This is a genomic window from Massilia sp. YIM B02443, assembly GCF_030411955.1.
Taxonomy (GTDB): Bacteria; Pseudomonadota; Gammaproteobacteria; order Burkholderiales; family Burkholderiaceae_D; genus Telluria.
The window spans coordinates 1-19094 of sequence record NZ_JASNRA010000033.1 but is presented as its reverse complement, the minus strand read 5'-3'; the positions used below and the strand labels follow the sequence as shown (position 1 = coordinate 19094).

Genomic DNA, 19094 nt, shown 5'->3' with positions numbered 1-19094 from the left:
ACACGTGGCTGAAAGGCGTGGGGTTGGGAGCTTGGCCGCCGGCGCGGCGGCCGGCGCTCCGATGATGGTTGGCAGCGAGATCATCGGGCGCGAGAGCAGCGCCGCTAACAATCAACGCGTCGGCGGCATAGCCGCCAACCCTACAAATGCTTGGCCAGGTATGGCGCGGTGCGGCTGACCTTGTTGCGTGCGACTTCCTGCGGCGGGCCGGACGCCACCACCTTGCCGCCCTCGTCGCCGGCGCCGGGCCCGATGTCGATCACCCAGTCGCTGCCCGCCACCACCCGCATCGTGTGCTCGACCACGATCACCGTATTGCCGGCATCGACCAGGCGGTTAAGCTGCACCATCAGCCGGTCGGCGTCGACCGGGTGCAGGCCGGTGGTCGGCTCGTCCAGCACATACAGGGTATTGCCGCGCGTGGCGCGCTGCAGTTCGGTCGCCAGCTTGATGCGCTGGGCTTCGCCGCCCGACAGCTCGGTGGCCGGCTGGCCCAGGCGCAGGTAGTCCAGGCCCACCTCGCGCAGCACTTCCAGGGAACGCTCGACCAGCGGCTCGCCTTCGAAGAAGTCGATTGCCTCGCCCACCGTCATGCCCAGCACCTCGGCGATGTTCTTGCCGCGGTAGGTCACCTCCAGGGTCTTGGCGTTGTAGCGCGCGCCTTCGCAGGTCGGACATGGCGCGTAGACGCTGGGCAGGAACAGCAGCTCGACCATCACGAAACCTTCGCCGGCGCAGTGCTCGCAGCGGCCCTTGGCGACGTTGAACGAGAAGCGGCCGGCGTCATAGCGCCGCTTCTTCGCGTCCGGCGTCGCCGCGAACAGTTTGCGGACGCCGTCGAACAGCCCGGTATAAGTCGCCAGGTTGGAGCGCGGGGTGCGGCCGATCGGCTTCTGGTCGACCCGCACCATGCGTTTCACGCCGTCCATGCCGGCCACGATGCGGCCTTCCAGCGGCAACGCTTCGTCGCGCTCCAGATCAGGTTCTTCCGGCTGCTCGTCCTGCGCCGCAGCGCCCTGCCCCAGCGCATTGCCGACCAGTTCGACCAGCACCTGGCTCACCAGGCTCGACTTGCCCGAGCCCGAGACGCCGGTCACGCTGGTCAGCACGCCCAGCGGGAATGCGACCGCCAGGCCGTCCAGGTTATTCCGGCGCACCCCTTCGAGTTTCAGCCAGCCGCTCGGCTCGCGCGGCGTGCGGCCAGGCGCCGGCGCCTCGTCGAACAGGTAGCGCCGCGTCTGCGACCCCTCGACCTGGCGCAAGCCTTCCGGCGCGCCGCTGTACAGGATCTGGCCGCCGCGTTCGCCGGCCAGCGGACCGACGTCGACCAGCCAGTCGGCCTGGCGGATCACGTCAAGCGCGTGCTCGACCACGAACAGCGAGTTGCCGGCCGCCTTCAGCTGGGCCAGCGCGTCGAGCAAGGCTTCGGTGTCGGCCGGATGCAGGCCGGCCGACGGTTCATCCAGCACGTAGACCACGCCGAACAGGCTGGAACGCACCTGGGTGGCCAGGCGCAGGCGCTGCAATTCTCCGGGCGACAGCGTCGGCGTGCTGCGCTCGAGCGCGAGGTAGCCCAGGCCCATGGCCAGCAGCACCTCGAGGCGCGCGGCCAGGTCGGCAGCGATGCGCCGGCGCACGATCAATTGCTCGTTATGCAGTTTGGCGTCGGCCTTGTCGACCTTGCCTTCGGTTTCAGTATAGGGTTTGATCAGGCGTGCCAGCTTTTCCAGTGGCTGGCGCGACAGTTCGGCAATGTCGAGGCCGGCGAAGGTGACCGACAGCGACTCGCGCCGCAGGCGCTTGCCCGCGCATTCCGGGCACGCATTGCTGACCATATAGCGCGCCACGCGCTTCTTCATCGACGCGCTTTCGGTGTTGGCGAAGGTCTGCAGCACGTAGCGGCGCGCGCCGGTGAAGGTGCCCTGGTAGCTGGGCGTGTCCTTGCGCTTGAGCGCGGCCTTGGTCTCTTTTGGCGTGAGGCCGGCGTACACCGGCACGGTCGGGGTCTCGTCGGTGAACAGGATCCAGTCGCGATCCTTCTTCGGCAGCTCGCGCCACGGCGTATCGACGTCGTAGCCCATCGTGACCAGGATGTCGCGCAGGTTCTGGCCGTGCCAGGCCGGCGGCCAGGCGGCGACGGCGCGTTCGCGGATGGTCAGGGAGTCGTCCGGCACCAGCGACTGCTCGGTCACGTCATAGATGCGACCCAGGCCCGAGCAGCGCGGGCAGGCGCCCTGCGGCGTATTCGGCGAGAACGATTCGGCGTACAGCAATTCCTGATCCGGCGGATAATCGCCGGCGCGCGAGTACAGCATGCGCAAGGAATTGCTCAGCGTACTGACGCTGCCGACCGAAGAGCGCGCGGTCGGCGTGCCGCGCTGCTGCTGCAGGGCCACCGCCGGCGGCAGGCCCTCGATCTCGTCGACTTCCGGCACCGGCATCTGGTGGAACAGGCGGCGCGCGTAGGGCGAGACCGATTCCAGGTAGCGCCGCTGCGCCTCCGCGTACAGCGTGCCGAAGGCCAGCGACGACTTGCCCGAGCCGGACACGCCGGTGAACACCACCAACGCGCCGCGCGGAATATCCAGACTGACGTTCTTCAGATTGTGCTCGCGCGCGCCACGGACGTGGACGTAGCCGTCTTCCGCAGCAAGATGGACGTGCTTTCCAGAATTCTTGGCTTGTTTATTGCTGGGCATCTGCCCTCCGACATCATCGACGATGATTCATTGAACCGCCGCGGCCACTTGATGTCGGTGCGTTTTCCCACAGTGGCGCCAGGTTAGCGCGCCAGCGACTCCAGCCGCTGGCACAAGGCGTCGATGGGCGACGGCGCGGCGAAGCGGTGCGCTACCTGCGCACACTGGCGCGCGACCTGCTCCACCCCGACCACCCGGCGCAGCGCGGCGGCCATGCGCGCTGGCGTCACGCGCGCAGCGTGCAGGCTGGCCCCGGCGCCCAGCGCCACCACCCGCGCCGCGTTATCGAACTGGTCATGCGCCAGCGGGACCACCAGCTGCGGCGTGCCGGCGCGCAAAGCTTCGGCCGTGGTGCCGATGCCGCCGTGGTGCGCCAGTGCGGCGACGTGTGGCAGCAGCGACTTCAGGGGCACATATTCCTGCCAGCAGATGCCGGCCGGGAGCGCGGCCGCGACCTGGTCGCGGTGCGGAGTCAGGAAGATGGCGCGCAGGCCGAGTTCACTCACCGCCTGCGCCGCCGCTTCGAAATAGGCGCGCGCCTGGCGGTTGCCGGTGCCGGGCGTGAACACGACCGGCGGCGCGCCGGCGTCGAGGAAGGCGCGCAATTCGGCGCCTGGCACGGCGTCGGCAGCGGGATCATATAAAGGGAAGCCGGACTGGTACAGCGGCTGCGGCCAGTCCGGCGGCGGCGCGGCGAACCAGTCGGGAAACAGCGCCAGCGACAGATCCGGGATCGCCATCAGGTGGCCGATCAGGTCATGGATCGGCGCCAGGCCACGCGCGGCGCGCGCCGCGTTCAGGCCGGGCAAGGCGACCGGGTCGATGAAGCGCGCCGCCAGCGTGCGCCACAGCCAGCGCCGCATGCCGTGCGGCACCCAGCGCGGCACCGGCCACGGGCCCAGCAGCAGCGGATCGTGCACAGTCGGCAGGTTCGACGGCGCCAGGTAGGCCGCCGCGATGCGCAAGCCCGGCCGCGTGGCGCGGCACAGTTCGGCTTCAGGCAGCGCCAGCGGATGCACCAGCAGCACGTGCTGATGGTCGCCGGCGAGCGCCTCGACCAGGGCAGGCAACTGCGCCATCGCCGGCCGCGTCGCCTGCCATACCACGGCCAGGCCGCGGGTCGGATGCCACAGGTCGGGATGGTCGAGCACGGCCGGGTCGGCCGGCAGGCCGTGGAAGCTCAGCCCGGCGGCTTCGACGAACGGCGCATGCTGTACCGGGCCGAGAAACTCGACCCGGTGCCCGCGCGCCTGCAGCGCCCACCCGATCCACAGGAAGGGGAACAGGTCGCCGGCCGAGCCGATCGTCGCCAGGGTGAATTGCACGCTTACATCAGCGCTCACACGCTCAGAAGGTCAGCGTGCCTTCGATCGAATCATCCAGCGTCTTGCCGATGACGGCACCGACTGCCATCTTGGCGCCGGCGATCAGCTGGCCGTGCTTGTTGTCCCAGTAGTAGCCGAGTTTTGGCGTCACCTTGAGCACGGTGATGCGCGGATCGTCTTCGCCTTCGGTGAACCATACCTTCAGGTGCGAATCCCACAGCTGCTTGATGCGCGCCTTGTCCTGCGAGATCTCGGCATGGCCGTCGATTTCCAGGAAGCCGGCGTGCTTGTCGGCCTGGAACATCAGCTTGACCATCGGATTGGTTTCCAGCTCGTGGTTCTTGTGGCTGTCGACGCTGCTGAGGAACCAGATGGTGCCGGCATCGTCGACTTCGCGCACGCTCATCGGGCGCACGCCGCGGCTCGGGCCGAGGTTGCCGCCAGTGCACAGGAAGCAGGTGTCGGCGTCCTCGATCATGTCCTTGATGCGCTCGATGGCGTCCACGCCGCTCAGGTCGCGGCGGTTTTCTTCGGGTTGGTTGCGGTTGATGGAATCCATGGTTGTCTCCTGAAAGCATGGCCACATGGCCGATGAGACAACTGTAGCCGCCCTGTAACCGCCGGTATGTGGGCGGACGAACGGATGACGGCGATACGCCGGGGCGCCGGTTCAACCCCGGTTCGCCGCTCGCTCGGAGATACGCGGCGGCGAACCGCCAGCTTACAGGAAGCGGTCCAGAATCTTGCGGCTGTGCTTGTCGATCCGGACCATATCGCGCACCAGGAAATTGATGCCGTGGCTATCCGCCACCAGCAGCGAGGCCTCGCCGATGCGCCGGATATCCTCGTCCGCCTTCAGCACGAACTGGGTGTCGCCGCGGTCGGTCTCGACGAACCAGGTGCACGGCGTGGCAAAGCTCGACACCTCCTTGATACGCACGATCTCGGGAATGAACTCGCGGCCCTCGATCTCTTCGCGCACCAGTTGGCGGATGTTTTCCGGCACCTCCGCCAGATCGTCGATCCACGCCACTTCCTTGCCGCCATCGCGCACCAGCGAAATGCCTTTGGTCGGGGCCTGGATCGGAAAGGCGCGCACCGGCGTCACGCCGACGTGCTCTTCGCCGTTCTCCAGCGTGATGATCAGCTTGCCGAAACTGTCGCGGCGCAATTTGAATGGAGTAATGTTCACTGCGCTCATTTATACATCCTTGTCGTCCATGTCCTGATCCACATTGCGTGCCTGCGCTTCGTACAGGCGGTGGTACGCCCCTTCGCGCGCCATCAACTCGTCGTGGCTGCCCTCCTCCACCACCACGCCGCGGTCCAGCACCACCAGGCGGTCGGCCCGGTGCAGCGTCGACAGACGGTGCGCGATGGCGATCGTGGTACGGCCCTGCACCAGATTGTCGAGCGCCTTCTGGATTTCTTTCTCGGTCTCCGAGTCCACCGACGAGGTTGCTTCGTCCAGGATCAGGATCGGCGGATCGATCAACAATGCACGCGCGATCGAGATGCGCTGGCGCTCGCCGCCCGACAGGCCCTGGCCGCGCTCGCCGACCATCGAATCGTAGCCCTGCGGCAGGCGCAGGATGAATTCGTGGGCGTGCGCCGCACGGGCCGAGGCGATGATCTCTTCGCGCGTCGCGTTCGGCTTGCCATAGGCAATGTTCTCGGCAATCGTGCCAAAGAACAGGAAAGGTTCCTGCAGCACCAGGCCGATATTGCGGCGGTAGTCGGCCACCGCGAACGAGCGGATGTCCTTGCCGTCGAGCAGGATCGCGCCTTCGGCCACGTCGTAGAAGCGGCAGATCAGGTTCACCAGCGTGCTCTTGCCGGAGCCGGAATGGCCGACCAGGCCGACCATCTCGCCGGCGTTGATCTTCAGCGAAATGCCGCGGTTCACGGCGCGGTTGCCGTAACGGAAACCGACTTCGCGCAGCTCGATGTTGCCCTTGACCTCGTCCACCTTGACCGGGTTGACCGGGTCCGGCACGCTCGAGACGTGGTCGAGAATGTCGAAGATGCGCTTGGCGGCCGAGGCCGACTTCTGCGTCACCGACACGATGCGGCTCATTGAATCGAGCTTCACGTAGAAGCGGCCGCTGTAAGCAATGAAAGCGGTCAGCGTGCCGACCGTGATGTCGCCCTGCGACACTTGCCAGATACCGAAGATCCAGATCACCAGCAAACCGAGTTCGGTCAGCAGCGACACAGTCGGCGAAAACAGCGACCACACCCGGTTCAGCTTGTCGTTGACGGCCAGGTTATGCTTGTTCGCTTCGCGGAAGCGCGCCGATTCGCGCTTTTCCTGGGCAAAGGCCTTCACCACGCGGATGCCGGGGATGGTGTCGGCCAGCACGTTGGTGACCTCGCCCCAGACGCGGTCGATCTTTTCGAAGCCGGTGCGCAGGCGGTCGCGCACCACGTGGATCATCCAGGCGATGAAGGGCAGCGGCACCAGGGTGACCAGCGCCAGCCAGGGATTCATACTGAACAGGATCACGCCGGTCATGATGATGAGCAAGACGTCGGACAGGAAGTCGAGCAGGTGCAGCGACAGGAACACGCTGATGCGATCGGAACCACTGCCGATACGGCTCATCAAGTCGCCGGTGCGTTTGCCGCCGAAATATTCCAGCGACAGCCGCAGCAGGTGTTCGTAGGTGGTCGAGCGCAAATCGGCACTGATGCGTTCCGACGCCAGCGCCAGCACATAGGTCTTGCCCCAGCCCAGCGCCCAGGCCAGCAACGATGCGCCAAACAGCCCGCCCATGTACAGCCAGACCAGCGAGTTGTCGATGTTCTGGCCGTTCTGGTACGGGATCAGCACATTGTCCATCAAGGGCTTGGTGAGATAGGGCGGAATCATGTGCGCTGCCGTCGAGCCCAGCATCAACAGGAAACCCAGCAGCAGTTGCCCCTTGTACGGCTTGGCGAAGCGCCAAAGGCGGAACAGGGTCCAGGTCGACGGCGGCGTATGCAGTACCTTCTCGCAGATCGGGCAGTCTTGCTGGTCGGCCTCGAGCGGCGCCTTGCAGCTCGGGCAGGTGTGCTGCTCGGGCGGCTGGACAGCGACGCCGGACACCACGCTCTCGACCTGGTCGCCGAAATGGTCGACCACCCGGATTGCCTGCAGGTTCTGTCCCAAGGTAAAGCGCCACGAGGCCAGCAAACCGTGATCATCGACCAGTTCCAGGTGACCGACGCCGGCGTGGTCATGATGGCGTAGCGCGAGGTCGCTACGGTACGGCCAGTCGCGCCAGGCAGCGTCGCCCGGGGCGCGCGTCAGCAGGCGGCGGCTGGTCACCAGCACCAGGCCTTTTGAAAAATGTAATTTGGCGTCGAGGTCAACCTCCACGCCGGCTAAAACGTTTTCCCCTGGTGCAAGCTGTTTCGCGACGTCACTTTGCCAGACTTCAGGCAAAAAACTGGCGGCTACCGCCAGGGACGACGGACTAGCAAGTTGTTGAGTTGTCATGTATTGCGCCCGCTAATCAGGCAGTGTGTTCTGGTAAGGGTACGGCAGTACGGAGGCTCGGCGACGCACAAGGATCGTCAATACACCTTTGCGCGCGATTGCGTGAAACGCTCCACAGAGCGCTAGAACGTTCTTGGGTATCGTTTGGATGACAAGCGGGGGCGTATTGATGGGAATGACGGCGCAGCAAGCCGGACAGTATACAGGACGGTGCATGGTGTGCGCTGCGGTCGGCGGGCTTTCGCTACCGTAGTGGACAGTCAGGCAAACAAGGCAAAGCCGGCGGGCGCGCGATTCACATCGGGCGCCAGGCGGCAACAGAAAATGACATGATCAAGAAGAACGACATCAAGTTCCTGCGCGTGACTTACCTGCGTGGACCGAATATCTGGACCTACCGTCCGGTGCTCGAAGCCTGGCTCGACATCGGCGAGCTGGAAGAAACGCCCTCGAACCTTCTGCCCGGTTTCACCGAACGCCTGACCGCCTGGCTGCCGGGCCTGATCGAACACCATTGCGGCGTCGGCCACCGCGGCGGCTTCCTGGAGCGGCTGCGTGACGGCACCTGGGCCGGCCACATCCTCGAGCACATCGTGCTGGAGATCCAGAACCTGGCCGGCATGAAGACCGGCTTCGGCAAGACCCGCTCCACGGGCGACTACGGCATCTACAAGATGGCCTTCCGCACCCGCGACGAGACGGTCGGCCGCGCCGCGCTCGACGTCGCCCACCGCCTGATGATGGCCGCCATCAACGATGAAGCCTTCGATTTGCCGGCCGCCGTGCAGCGCCTGACCGACATGGTCGACCGCCACTGCCTGGGCCCGTCGACCGCGCACATCGTCGACGCCGCCACGGATCGCCGCATTCCCTCGATCCGCCTGACCGACGGCAACCTGGTGCAGCTGGGTTATGGCGCCGCCCAGCGCCGCATCTGGACCGCCGAAACCGACCGCACCAGCGCCATCGCCGAAGGCATCGCCAGCGACAAGGACATGACCAAGTCGCTGCTGGCCTCGTGCGGCGTGCCGGTGCCGGAAGGCGCCATCGCCCGCAGCGCCGACGACGCGTGGGAAGAAGCCCAGGACATCGGCCTGCCGGTGGTAGTCAAACCGGTCGACGCCAACCACGGCCGCGGCGTGTCGCTCAACCTGATGACCGAGGCGGAAGTGAAAGCCGCCTACACCATTGCCTCCAACGAAGGCGACAGCCGCTCGGTGCTGGTCGAGCGCTACGTCACTGGCAACGAGCACCGCCTGCTGGTGGTCGGCCGCAAGGTGGTCGCTGCCGCGCGCGGCGAGTCGGTGTGGGTGACTGGCGACGGCCGCAGCAGCGTGGCCGCGCTGTGCGACATCCAGATCAACATCGACCCGCGCCGCGGCGAGAGCGAGGAATTCCCGCTCAGCCCCGTCAAGCCGCGCGAGAGCGAGGAAAACCAGCTGGTGCTGCAGCGCCAGGGCTTGAGCCCGGATTCGGTGCCGCAAGACGGTCAGAAAGTGCTGATCCAGCTGAACGGCAACGTGGCCGACGACGTCACCGACCTGGTACACCCGGACGTGGCGCACGCCGCCGCGCTGGCCGCGCGCATCGTCGGCCTCGACATCGCCGGCATCGACCTGGTGTGCGAAGACATCGCGCGCCCGTTGGCCGAGCAGCGCGGCGCCATCATCGAGGTCAATGCCAGTCCGGGCCTGCTGGCCCACATGAAGCCGGCCAGCGGCACCCCGCGCAACGTCGGCAAGGACATCGTCGACCACCTGTTCGCGCAGGAAGAAACGGGCCGCATCCCGGTGGTGGGCGTGACCGGCTCCAAGGGCTGCAGCCTGATCACGCGCCTGGTCGGCTGCCTGGTCAACATCGCCGGCAAGGAAGTGGGCGTCGCCAACGGCGAAGGCCTGTACCTGAACGCGCGCGCCATCTCGAACCGCGACAGCACCGGTGTCGAAGCGGCCCAGCGCGTGCTGATCAACCGGAACGTGCAGACCGCCGTGTTCGAATCGAACGCGCGCTCGATCCTGCAGGACGGCCTGCCCTACGACCGCTGCACGGTGGGCGTGGTGACCGACATGGACGGCATCGAGGACGTGGCCGAATTCCACATCCGCGACGACGACGCCATGCGCAACGTGATCCGCAGCCAGGTCGACGTGATCCTGCCGAGCGGCGTGGCGGTGCTCAACGCCGACAACGAGCGGGTGGCGGCGCTGGCCGAGCTGTCGGACGGCGGCGTGATCTATTACGCGCTGGACGAGCACAATCCGGTCCTGGCGGCGCACCGCGCGGCCGGCGAACGCGCCGTGTTCGCGCGCGACGGCCGCATCGTGCTGGCCGCGGGCGCCGACGAAACCAGTCTGGTGGCGCTGTCGGCGATGAAGCCGGCCACCGTGAAGTATCCGGAAAACGTGCTGGCGGCAGTGGCGGCGGCGTGGGCGCTGGGCGTGTCCAGCGACCTGATTTGCGGCGGCCTGCGCGCCTTCGACGCTACCCCGGCCACCCCGAAGCAAACGACTCACTAAATGAAGGCCCGGCCCTGCGCCGGCGCCATGGTGTCCGCCCCGGTGCAAGCCGTGGGCGGCCCACGAAAGGAATGACGGTTTATGGAAGTATCTCGCGTACGGGCCCTGCGTGGCCCCAACCTCTGGAGCCACCACACGTCGGTCGAGGCGATCGTCTCGTGCACGCCGGAAGAAGCCTCGATCGCCACGCTGGCGGGCTTCGAGGCGCGCCTGCGCACCCGCTTCCCGCAGATGGGCGCGCTGCAGCCCTTCGGGCATGACGACACCATCCCGCTGGCCCACGTGCTGGAACTGGTGGCCTTGAGCCTGCAGGCCGAGGCCGGCTGCCCGGTCACCTTCAGCCGCACCACCGCGACGCTGGAAACCGGCATCTACCAGGTGGTGGTCGAGTACAGCGAAGAAGACGTCGGCCGCCTGGCGCTCGACCTGGCCCAGCAGCTGATCGACTCGGCGCGGGGCGACACCCCGTTCGACCTGGCCGCCACCCTGAAGCAGCTGCGCGACCTGGACGAAGACGTGCGCCTGGGCCCGTCGACCGGCGCCATCGTCGACGCGGCGATCGCCCGCAACATCCCGTTCCGCCGCATGACCGAAGGCAGCATGGTGATGTTCGGCTGGGGCAGCCGCCAGCGCCGCATCCAGGCCGCCGAGCTCGACGCCACCGGCGCCATCGCCGAAACCATCGCCCAGGACAAGGAACTGACCAAGAAGCTGCTGGACGCCGCCGGCGTGCCGGTGCCGCACGGCCGCAGCGTGACCGACCCGGACGACGCCTGGGCCGCCGCCATGGAAATCGGCCTGCCGGTGGTGATCAAGCCGAAGGACGGCAACCAGGGCAAGGGCGTGACGGTCAACGTCACCACCCGCGAGCAGCTCGACGCCGGCTTCAAGGCCGCCTCGGGCTTCCGCGACGACATCCTGGTCGAACGCTACCTGCCGGGCCACGACTACCGCCTGCTGGTGGTGGGCGACAAGCTGGTGGCCGCCGCGCGGCGCGAGCCGCCGCAGGTGATCGGCGACGGCAAGCACAGCGTGCGCGAGCTGGTGGAGCAGGTGAACCTGGATCCGCGCCGCGGCGACGGCCATGCCACTTCGCTGACCAAGATCCGCTTCGACGACATCGCCCTCGGCACGCTGGTGCAGCAAGGGATGAGCGCCGACTCGGTGCCTGCCATCGGCCAGCGCGTGGTGCTGCGCAATAACGCGAATCTCTCGACCGGCGGCACCGCCACCGACGTCACCGACGACGTGCATCCGGAAGTCGCGGCGCGCGCGGTAGCCGCCGCCCACATGATCGGCCTCGACATCTGCGGCGTCGACCTGGTGTGCGACAGCGTGCTGCGCCCGATCGAAGAACAGAACGGCGGCATCGTGGAAGTCAACGCCGCACCGGGCCTGCGCATGCACCTGGCGCCCTCGTTCGGCAAGCCGCGTCCGATCGGCGAAGCCGTGATGGACACCCTGTACGCGCCGGGCGACGACGGCCGCATCCCGGTGATCGCGGTCACCGGCACCAACGGCAAGACTACCACCGTGCGGCTGATCGCGCACCTGATGTCGGCCTCGGGCCTGCGCACCGGCATGACGAATACCGACGGCGTCTACATCGAAGGCCGCCGCATCGACAGCGGCGACTGCAGCGGCCCGCGCAGCGCGCGCAACGTGCTGCTGCATCCGGACGTCGACGCCGCCGTGTTCGAGACCGCGCGCGGCGGCCTGCTGCGCGAAGGCCTGGCCTTCGACAAGTGCCAGGTGGCGGTGGTGACCAATATCGGCGCCGGCGACCATCTTGGCCTGAACTACATCACCACGCTGGAAGACCTGGCCATACTCAAGCGCGTGATCGTGCAGAACGTGGCGAGGAACGGCATGGCGGTGCTCAACGCCGCCGATCCGACCGTGGCGGCGATGGCGCAGAAGACGCGCGGCTACGTCACCTTCTTTGCCCAGGACGTCGGCATTCCCGTGATGTCGATGCACCGCGCCCAGGGCAAGCGCGTGGTGTTCGTCGAGGACGGGCATCTGGTCGCGGCCGAGGGCAAGTTCGAGGAGCGTATCGACTTGAACGAAGTGCCGATCACGCGCGGTGGCGTGGTCGGGTTCCAGGTCGAGAACGTGATGGCGTCGGTGGCCGCCGCCTGGGCCGCGGGCGTGAGCTGGGACGTGATCCGCCTCGGCCTGAAGACCTTCGTCGGCGAGAGCGACAATGCACCGGGGCGCTTCAACGTGTTCGAGTACCGCGGCGCCACCGTGATCGCCGACTACGGCCACAATCCGGATGCGATCGCGGCGCTGGTCAATGCCGTGGAAAGCATGCCGGGCAAGCGCCGTTCGGTGGTGATCAGCGGCGCCGGCGACCGGCGCGACCAGGACATCACGCAGCAGACCGAAATCCTCGGCAAGGCATTCGACGACGTGCTGCTGTACCAGGACCAGTGCCAGCGCGGGCGTGCGGATGGCGAAGTGATCGCGCTGCTGCGCGCCGGGCTGGATGGCGCGACCCGCACCACGCACGTCGAAGAGATCAATGGCGAGTTCGTGGCGATCGACCGCGCACTCGAGCGCCTCGACAGCGGCGACCTGTGCCTGATCCTGATCGACCAGGTCGACGAAGCGCTGGCGCACATCGCGCGCCGCGTCAAGGAGGCCCAGGCAGCCGCCTGATGGCTTCCACCGGGGCGGGAAGCGCGTTATCCTGAAAGGATGAGCAACCCGTCCCTGTCTTCCCTCCCCTCCCTGCCGGCGCTCGGCGTAGCGACGCTATTGCGGGCGCTGTTCAAGCGGCCTGCGCGTTCTGCCGCCATGCCGCTGAGCGCCACCTTCCGGCTCGACCGGATCGACCGCGCGCACGTGCGGCGCTATAACGCGGCGTTCGGTTTTGCCGGCGATACGGTGCCGATCACCTATCTCTATCTGCTGGCGCAGCGGGCGCAATTGGCGACGCTGGTCGGGCGGCCGATCCCGTTCCGGATTCCGGGACTGATTCATGTCGAGAACCGGCTGGCGATGCACGGCGAGATCGATGCGGATGCGGCGCTCGCGCTGGCGACGGACGTGTCTGTTCCGCCTCCCGCGGCCAATGGCGCTGTCATGTGCGTGCTGGAGACGCGCGCTTTCGCAGGCGAGCAGCTGGCATTCACCTGCGTCAGCACCTATCTGATCAAACGCGGCAGTCGTACGGAACGCGGTGCCACTCAGCCTGCGTCGGCTGCGGGTGCGCCGGTGGGCAACTGGAGGCTGACGTCGAACGCCGGCCGGGCGTACGCCGCCTTGTCCGGCGACTGGAATCCCATCCACCTGTGGCCATGGACGGCGCGGCTAATGGGCATGCGCGCGCCGATCATCCATGGCATGCATTCGGTGGCGCAGGCCTGCGCCATGCTGGAGCAGGCACGGGGCCAGCGGGTCACTCGGTTGGACAGCCGATTCAAAGCACCTGTACCGCTCGGCAGCGAGGTAAAGCTTGTTAACGGCTTGGATGGCGACAGCTTCGTCGTGCTGTGCAACGCTCGCGTCGCTGTCGAAGCGAGCATGGCGACGCCGCACTCGCGCGTTTCATGACGCTGGTCCGCCTCATAAGGAAGACCAGTGATTGGGAGCGCATTACAAAGATGCTTCTTTCAACATGGCTTCGAGTTCCTTGTTGCGCTGTGCCGTTATTCGCGCCAGACAGCTCGAGCGAACCAGTGGATACATCGAGCCGCCATCGTAATTTGACGAATCAAAATCACACTGCAAGTCCCGGAAGTTGATCCATGTAACTTGGACTTGCTTGAGCTTAGCGCGGCGGTCTTTCTCCAGTTTCGCCACCAGTTCCTTATAACGCTTGTTCAAGGTGGCATCCTCCCGCTGGTAATCCTTCCCGGCGCACACGTTCATCGCCATCTGCGATATAGGATTCTTGCAGTCTTCTTCTGCAGCCATGGCGTTTGCTGCGAACATGGAAGCCGATATCAGAGTCAAGCCGATCAGTTTCTTCATCATCCTTTGTTCTCCATCGTCATGAGCGTAGCTCATCTTACTCCTACGCGCGACGCATGAAAAACCGTTGATGCATGGCTATATAAAAACAAAGCCTTTTCAAGTTCTCGAACGCACCCGGGATTCACGGTGTCGGTGTACGCTAAGTCAAGCAATACGACCGCACACGGTCATTCGCGTCCGAGCGTAATCTTTTGTCCCGGCCAATCGTGAATGGCGCTGCACCGCATGCACTTAAAATGGAATAGTTGCCCGCAAAAGGAAGGCGATTGCAATGATCAACATTGGACGCGCGCTCGCCCCGCACTATCTCGCGGTAGTGGGAAAGTTTGCCATAATCGGGCCGGGCATCGGTGTGCTGATCGTGCTGTTGTTCGAGGGGCTGGATTCCGTTCCCGATCCCGGCAACTTTTTATTCGTCGTTATCGTATTTGGATACGCCCTCGGTCTGATACCTGCCGCCCTCGCCGGAATGATCTACACCGTCGCGTGGAGCATGAGATCGCACTTGCCCCGCTTGAGTGCAAGGCAATTCGGAACACTCCTCGGTACCGTAGCCGGGCTGGTTGCCTTCCCCGTGTTCACGGCAACTGCCATGTCGAGCGGGATGCCGGACGATCTGCAAGTCTACCTGCTCCCAGCGTTCGCCGGCGCCGTTTGCGGGGCCCTGGTGGCGCGCGAACGCGAACAAGCGCATGACATGACCGATGAATATGGACACAGTAGCGAGTGATACTGGCGCGCGTTCCCATCCATTCAGTCACGCCGCGATGCGCTTGGCAGCTGAGCACAAACATCTGGTTCAAGCATCGTCCTATCCCTCAACGGCTACCCGAACAACGGTCGGTCCGGATTCGCTATTTCCCTAACAAACCGGTTGCAAACGGCGGCCCACCGCATATGGCTAGAATTGAATACTGCATGCCAAAGGAAAGCGTTAGGAACTCATGCGTCTTAGACATTACCTTACCCAGCCGCACCTCGCAGTCGTGGCGATATTCGCGTTGTTGGGCCCTGCTTTCGGCCTGCTGACTGCGCTACTGATCAATGCACCAAATTTACCAACTGACCTCGACGGCAACCTGCTATTCATCACCCTCGCATTGGCATACGGCTTTGGCGTGATGCCTGCCCTGCTCGCCGGGCTGCTCTACACCACGGCATGGAACATCAGATCGTATTTCCCGCGCCTGACTGCGACTCAATTTGGCGTCTTACTCGACGCAGTAGCTGGGCTTATTGCGTTCGCCGCTGTTGCTGGACTGGCCTCTTCCAAGGGAATACTGGAAGACATCGTCTTTTATTCGCTTCCACTAAGCGCTGGTGCGGCATGCGGTGGACTGGTGGCGCGCGAACGCGAACAGCGAAACAGCCGAATCGAAGACCAGCTACGCAATGGTAGCTGACACAGGCGCACGCAGGATGGCCACCACCGCCCTGCAACGACCACCCAATAACGCAGCGCAAGCGTACTTCCACCATCGTCCTACCCCATCAATCGGGGTAAAATGGCAAGTCCCTGGCTTTGCACCTGCTCTGCCGTACCGATCCAAACACATGACCACCGTTCCCATCGAAATCAACGCCGCCGCGGCAAAGAGCAGCGCGGCAGCCAAGTACACGCCATGATGCATCGGCGTGTTTCCCTTTAAATTCGTTCAGTTTGACGACAACCTACGCCGAAACCTACGCCTCGCGATGTGGTCGCTCCGTCGAAGGATTGCAAAATTCCGATACCTTTACTTTTATGCATAGGAACTAACCGCAGTGAGACACGACGCGATCTTGCAACGGAACTTAAATTCATCTGGACGTTATAGTCTCTCCACTCTATCCTTATGGCAATAAGTGAAACATGAATCTAGGGAGACTTGAAGATGGAAATCGTTAACATTGACGCTGCCAATCAGTCGATGGAACTGCCGATTGACAAAAAAACACTTGGCGAGTTTATTTCTGGACTTCTCGGCCAACCACAGAGTATAGGTAAGCGTTTCGAAGACGCTTTTTCAGTTGACCATGATTGGTTCATACACTTCTTTTCATTGATCCTGCAGCGGATTCAACAACAAAACTCTCCTGAACCACTTGCATTTGAAGCACGTATTCTTTACAAAGATCAGCTGCAGAGAAAAATTACGAGCTGGCAAGCTTTTCAGCATTTTTCGGAAACTCAAAACATTGTCAGTATCGCTGTTCAGTTCAACTTGGCCTTACTAATTCATTTCCCTTCGAAAGAACTACCAGAGCGTCAAGAGTTAATTATAACTTTCGACTCAACCAGAGGAAGAAGATTCACTGGAATGTTTGAAGGCTTCCTGGGAGCGTCGACACCACTAGGTATAATTGACGTGGAAATACGCCACACAGAACGAACTTGGGCAGACGACATTTTGCGACTGATCGAAACTGAAATTTCCAATATTCAGGTATCTCAACTTAAGCTACGCACTCACCTTCGTAGATTTTTTGCTCCTTTCTCAGTTTTCGCTTTCCCTATAATGATGCTTGCCTCGCTTGCTTATTCCACTTGGTCTGGGCGAACTGAGGGACTAACTGAGCGCGCTGAAAAATTGTTAAAGGTAACTGACCAGAGTGCGCAGGTGCTTCACGAAAAAATAAACATACTATTAGTGGAAGCAGCGAAGAGTTCGGTTAGTCGATCGGAAAGTTTTACTTTTCTTTTATACTCATTGTTTATTTCGGTCCTGTTTTACTTAGGAGGGATGTTTCTAGCTCAACCAAACCCGTCCTTCGTAGTTTTATCAAAAGCCGCGGAAAAAAATCGAACCCAAACTCTCAATCGCCAGAAACGCCGAGGACTCATGTTGGTAGTCTCAACAATTTTAAGCCTTGCTCTTGGAATAGCGGGCAACTTTATTTACGATAGCGTGAAGTAAATCTATTGCCGACATACATGTGGTCCACGGCATCGGAGGTTCGAATCCTTTCGCCCCGACCAATAGCATCAAGTAGTACAGCGAAAGCTGTGTGTATAGACAGTGCTGTATATTATCTGCCCGATAACATCGGTAAGCAAAGAAGCCGCCTTGCGCGGCTTTTTTGTTGCCTGTTGTGTTCACTGTCCGAACCTGACAGACCATTCCTGCACGCAACCCGGGCCGTCGTCACCCTCTGGTCACTCTTCACCTTTGATCAGCATCCCGGCGTTCTGCATAGTCGTTACGCGTGCATCGTACAGCAGCGGCAGCAGCGACCCGCCCGCCTGGGAATTTGGATCAGTCACGCTTGCGACGGTCGATGCAGCCAGGCCGAATATCCGGACTTCACCCAGCAACCGCCAGCGCCGCGCCGATCGCGTACCCCGATAACCGTTTGCCGCGTTCACGCAGCCGCTTGACTTGTCCATGCATCAGCCGAGTGTAGCAGCTTTGATCTAGATCAAAACAGTCGGCGGGATGGGCAATAGGATCGTCACATGGACACCCGAACCGACCGCCTGACCGCTGTGTACGTAGAACTTGCTGCGAATATCGCCGACGTGTTCGGGATGTTTCGTAGTGTGACCTACCTACATGAGCGAGCTGTGGACCTCGACGTCGTCCGTCGCGTGATCCTTGAACTGGGTCCGCGACGGAGCGATGGGCACGGTGTGCGGACGACCCGAAGGCAGCGGATCGCTAGGATCTGGATCAGTCGAGACGATCCGCCTGCTATCGACGGAAAATAGCAGGATAGGCCCACGTGGCGTGATGACGTGAAACGTCTTGTACGTGAAGGCAATTTCCCTAAGCCGAGGCAGCTTTCTGGCCGGCGCGTAGTATGGCTAGTTCGAGAGATTCAAGACTGGGCAGAAGCTCGACCAATTTCAGACCTGTCACCACCAGCCAATACCAACAGGCGCATTTGATACCAATGACGAAAGGTTTCATGCTTTGTCAACATTCAGTAGTTGGCCGAACAAAGCGAGTCGACTAGTCATGTCCGGCGAGACATCTTTAACAGACCACAGCATTGATTGTGTATGGCTACTCCACCGATTCTCGGCCAACTTAATATCGCTAAACACAGAGGTTGAAATCAAAAGACCATCGCAGCGGCCATCGATCACATAACGAATTACTTTTCGGATATGTCGTTCGACAAAGGCCTTATTGAAATCCGACAGAAACTGAGCGGCCCCGTCTTGACTTGGCCCGCCAAGTATGGAATCACGAGGCGCCAACTCATCTAGACTAACTGCAACAAGCCCACGCACATTCGTCTTCTTCAGCTGTTGGACTCCCTTGCGAACCTGCGCCTCAACTCCCTTTTCGGAATATATTTTTTTACAAGAGATTCCATAAGCCGTGTCCGAGAACTCGACAGTTAAATCAGGCTCAGTATGTAGAACAGTGGCGCCAAGGCGCTTCAAACGGTTCGCTAGCTCTAATTCCCACAGAGCGTCCTTACCCATTGACTGAAGTCTGTCTAGCGACCCTAACTGATTACCTGCTATTCTTCTTATGCATTCCCATGCACCAGGGTCATTCTGAGCATTAAGAATGGATTCCGCGATTCGACTCGCATATAGAAGGTTTAAGATGTCGCTGACATCGGCGTTTCTTTCACCTGACAGCCGTGTTTTAATAAGTGTCTCGGCGTTTCGCATGACCTTACCAAGCCCACTATCGCGATGAAATCGCAGTCCACGCTCAGCTAACAGGCCACGCACCCTCGCACACCGATCCAGAATCTCTTCGTACTGAGTTTCGCGATAAAAAGAGCCACCGAAACCAGGCACATCTTCAAATATCTTTTTCGCAAACATAGTTTGTTATTCGGCGACCGTGCTCGCCAGTTTCTCATAGTGGCCACTCAATTTGGCAAGCCACTCTCTCCGCTCTTTATCGTAACGATGCAGGTTGTACACTCCCTCGATCCCCTTCGGCATGTGACCAATAACGGCCTCCGCTACGTCTGCATCACACCCGAGTGCGCTCAGCTGCGTCCGACCGGTTCGACGCAGATCATGCACCGACCAGTGTGAAACCGGCAAGCGTACACGCTGATATTCTGGTCTCGTATTCGAGTAAGGCTGGTGCATCCAGACGGTAATCCCCCCATTTTTAGAGCACGCTAAAAGTAGAGG

The 19094-nt window shown here is 62.6% G+C and carries 15 protein-coding genes and 1 pseudogene; 7 read left to right on the top strand and 9 right to left on the bottom strand.

All coding sequences use genetic code 11. The features are described 5' to 3' along the window. Window positions 1-140: 140 nt before the first annotated feature. From uvrA to QPK27_RS23085, 5 genes are all read right to left on the bottom strand, one after another. Window positions 141-2699 (bottom strand): excinuclease ABC subunit UvrA, encoded by a 2559-nt coding sequence (uvrA, locus tag QPK27_RS23105; RefSeq protein ID WP_290420521.1) that lies wholly within the window; start codon window positions 2697-2699, stop codon window positions 141-143. A gap of 83 nt (window positions 2700-2782) precedes the next feature. Beyond that, a complete protein-coding gene (locus QPK27_RS23100; RefSeq protein WP_290420520.1) occupies window positions 2783-4024 on the bottom strand; it encodes a nucleotide disphospho-sugar-binding domain-containing protein in 1242 nt (413 codons plus the stop codon). Window positions 4025-4046: 22 nt separating this feature from the next. Further along, window positions 4047-4583 (bottom strand): pyridoxamine 5'-phosphate oxidase family protein, encoded by a 537-nt coding sequence (locus QPK27_RS23095; RefSeq protein WP_290420519.1) that lies wholly within the window; start codon window positions 4581-4583, stop codon window positions 4047-4049. Window positions 4584-4745: 162 nt separating this feature from the next. After that, window positions 4746-5225, bottom strand: coding sequence for a DUF1854 domain-containing protein (locus QPK27_RS23090; protein ID WP_290420518.1), 480 nt, complete (start codon window positions 5223-5225; stop codon window positions 4746-4748). Then, the gene (locus QPK27_RS23085; RefSeq protein WP_290420517.1) at window positions 5226-7505 is read right to left on the bottom strand and encodes an ABC transporter ATP-binding protein; all 2280 of its coding nucleotides are present in this window, start codon (window positions 7503-7505) and stop codon (window positions 5226-5228) included. A 329-nt stretch (window positions 7506-7834) separates the two neighbouring features. Between QPK27_RS23085 and cphA (QPK27_RS23080) the strand changes: the two genes are divergently transcribed. The 3 genes from cphA (QPK27_RS23080) (at window position 7835) to QPK27_RS23070 (ending at window position 13582) form a co-directional block, all read left to right on the top strand. Then, window positions 7835-10021 (top strand): cyanophycin synthetase, encoded by a 2187-nt coding sequence (gene cphA / locus QPK27_RS23080; protein WP_290420516.1) that lies wholly within the window; start codon window positions 7835-7837, stop codon window positions 10019-10021. An 81-nt stretch (window positions 10022-10102) separates the two neighbouring features. Beyond that, window positions 10103-12685 carry a cyanophycin synthetase gene (gene cphA / locus QPK27_RS23075; protein WP_290420515.1) on the top strand — a complete coding sequence of 861 codons (2583 nt, stop codon included), beginning with the start codon at window positions 10103-10105 and terminating at the stop codon, window positions 12683-12685. A gap of 39 nt (window positions 12686-12724) precedes the next feature. Beyond that, complete coding sequence (locus QPK27_RS23070) at window positions 12725-13582, top strand: MaoC/PaaZ C-terminal domain-containing protein (protein WP_290420514.1); 858 nt, start codon at window positions 12725-12727, stop codon at window positions 13580-13582. Between the two features lie 42 nt (window positions 13583-13624). Here QPK27_RS23070 and QPK27_RS23065 read toward each other — a convergent pair whose 3' ends face one another. Next, window positions 13625-14005: a lysozyme inhibitor LprI family protein gene (locus QPK27_RS23065; RefSeq protein ID WP_290420513.1), complete on the bottom strand. Its 381-nt coding sequence runs from the start codon at window positions 14003-14005 to the stop codon at window positions 13625-13627. Window positions 14006-14276: 271 nt separating this feature from the next. On the opposite strand from QPK27_RS23065, the gene QPK27_RS23060 reads away from it, so the two are divergent. The 3 genes from QPK27_RS23060 (at window position 14277) to QPK27_RS23050 (ending at window position 16902) form a co-directional block, all read left to right on the top strand. Beyond that, on the top strand, window positions 14277-14735 hold the full coding sequence (locus QPK27_RS23060) for a hypothetical protein (protein ID WP_290420512.1): 459 nt from the start codon (window positions 14277-14279) through the stop codon (window positions 14733-14735). Window positions 14736-14949: 214 nt separating this feature from the next. Further along, window positions 14950-15408, top strand: coding sequence for a hypothetical protein (locus QPK27_RS23055; RefSeq protein ID WP_290420511.1), 459 nt, complete (start codon window positions 14950-14952; stop codon window positions 15406-15408). A 471-nt stretch (window positions 15409-15879) separates the two neighbouring features. Beyond that, window positions 15880-16902: a hypothetical protein gene (locus QPK27_RS23050; RefSeq protein WP_290420510.1), complete on the top strand. Its 1023-nt coding sequence runs from the start codon at window positions 15880-15882 to the stop codon at window positions 16900-16902. A 239-nt stretch (window positions 16903-17141) separates the two neighbouring features. Here the strand turns inward: QPK27_RS23050 and QPK27_RS23045 are convergent, their stop codons facing one another. Further along, on the bottom strand, window positions 17142-17372 hold the full coding sequence (locus tag QPK27_RS23045) for a hypothetical protein (protein WP_290420509.1): 231 nt from the start codon (window positions 17370-17372) through the stop codon (window positions 17142-17144). A 348-nt stretch (window positions 17373-17720) separates the two neighbouring features. Here QPK27_RS23045 and QPK27_RS23040 point away from each other — a divergent pair, with 348 nt between their 5' ends. Beyond that, on the top strand, window positions 17721-17873 hold the full coding sequence (locus tag QPK27_RS23040) for an AlpA family phage regulatory protein (protein ID WP_290420508.1): 153 nt from the start codon (window positions 17721-17723) through the stop codon (window positions 17871-17873). 18 nt (window positions 17874-17891) lie between these two features. On the opposite strand, the gene QPK27_RS23035 is transcribed toward QPK27_RS23040, so the two are convergent. Together QPK27_RS23035 and QPK27_RS23030 are read right to left on the bottom strand one after the other, a co-directional pair. Next, the gene (locus tag QPK27_RS23035; RefSeq protein ID WP_290420507.1) at window positions 17892-18773 is read right to left on the bottom strand and encodes a hypothetical protein; all 882 of its coding nucleotides are present in this window, start codon (window positions 18771-18773) and stop codon (window positions 17892-17894) included. 6 nt (window positions 18774-18779) lie between these two features. Continuing rightward, window positions 18780-19094 (bottom strand): annotated as a pseudogene (locus QPK27_RS23030) (hypothetical protein); the annotation flags it as partial.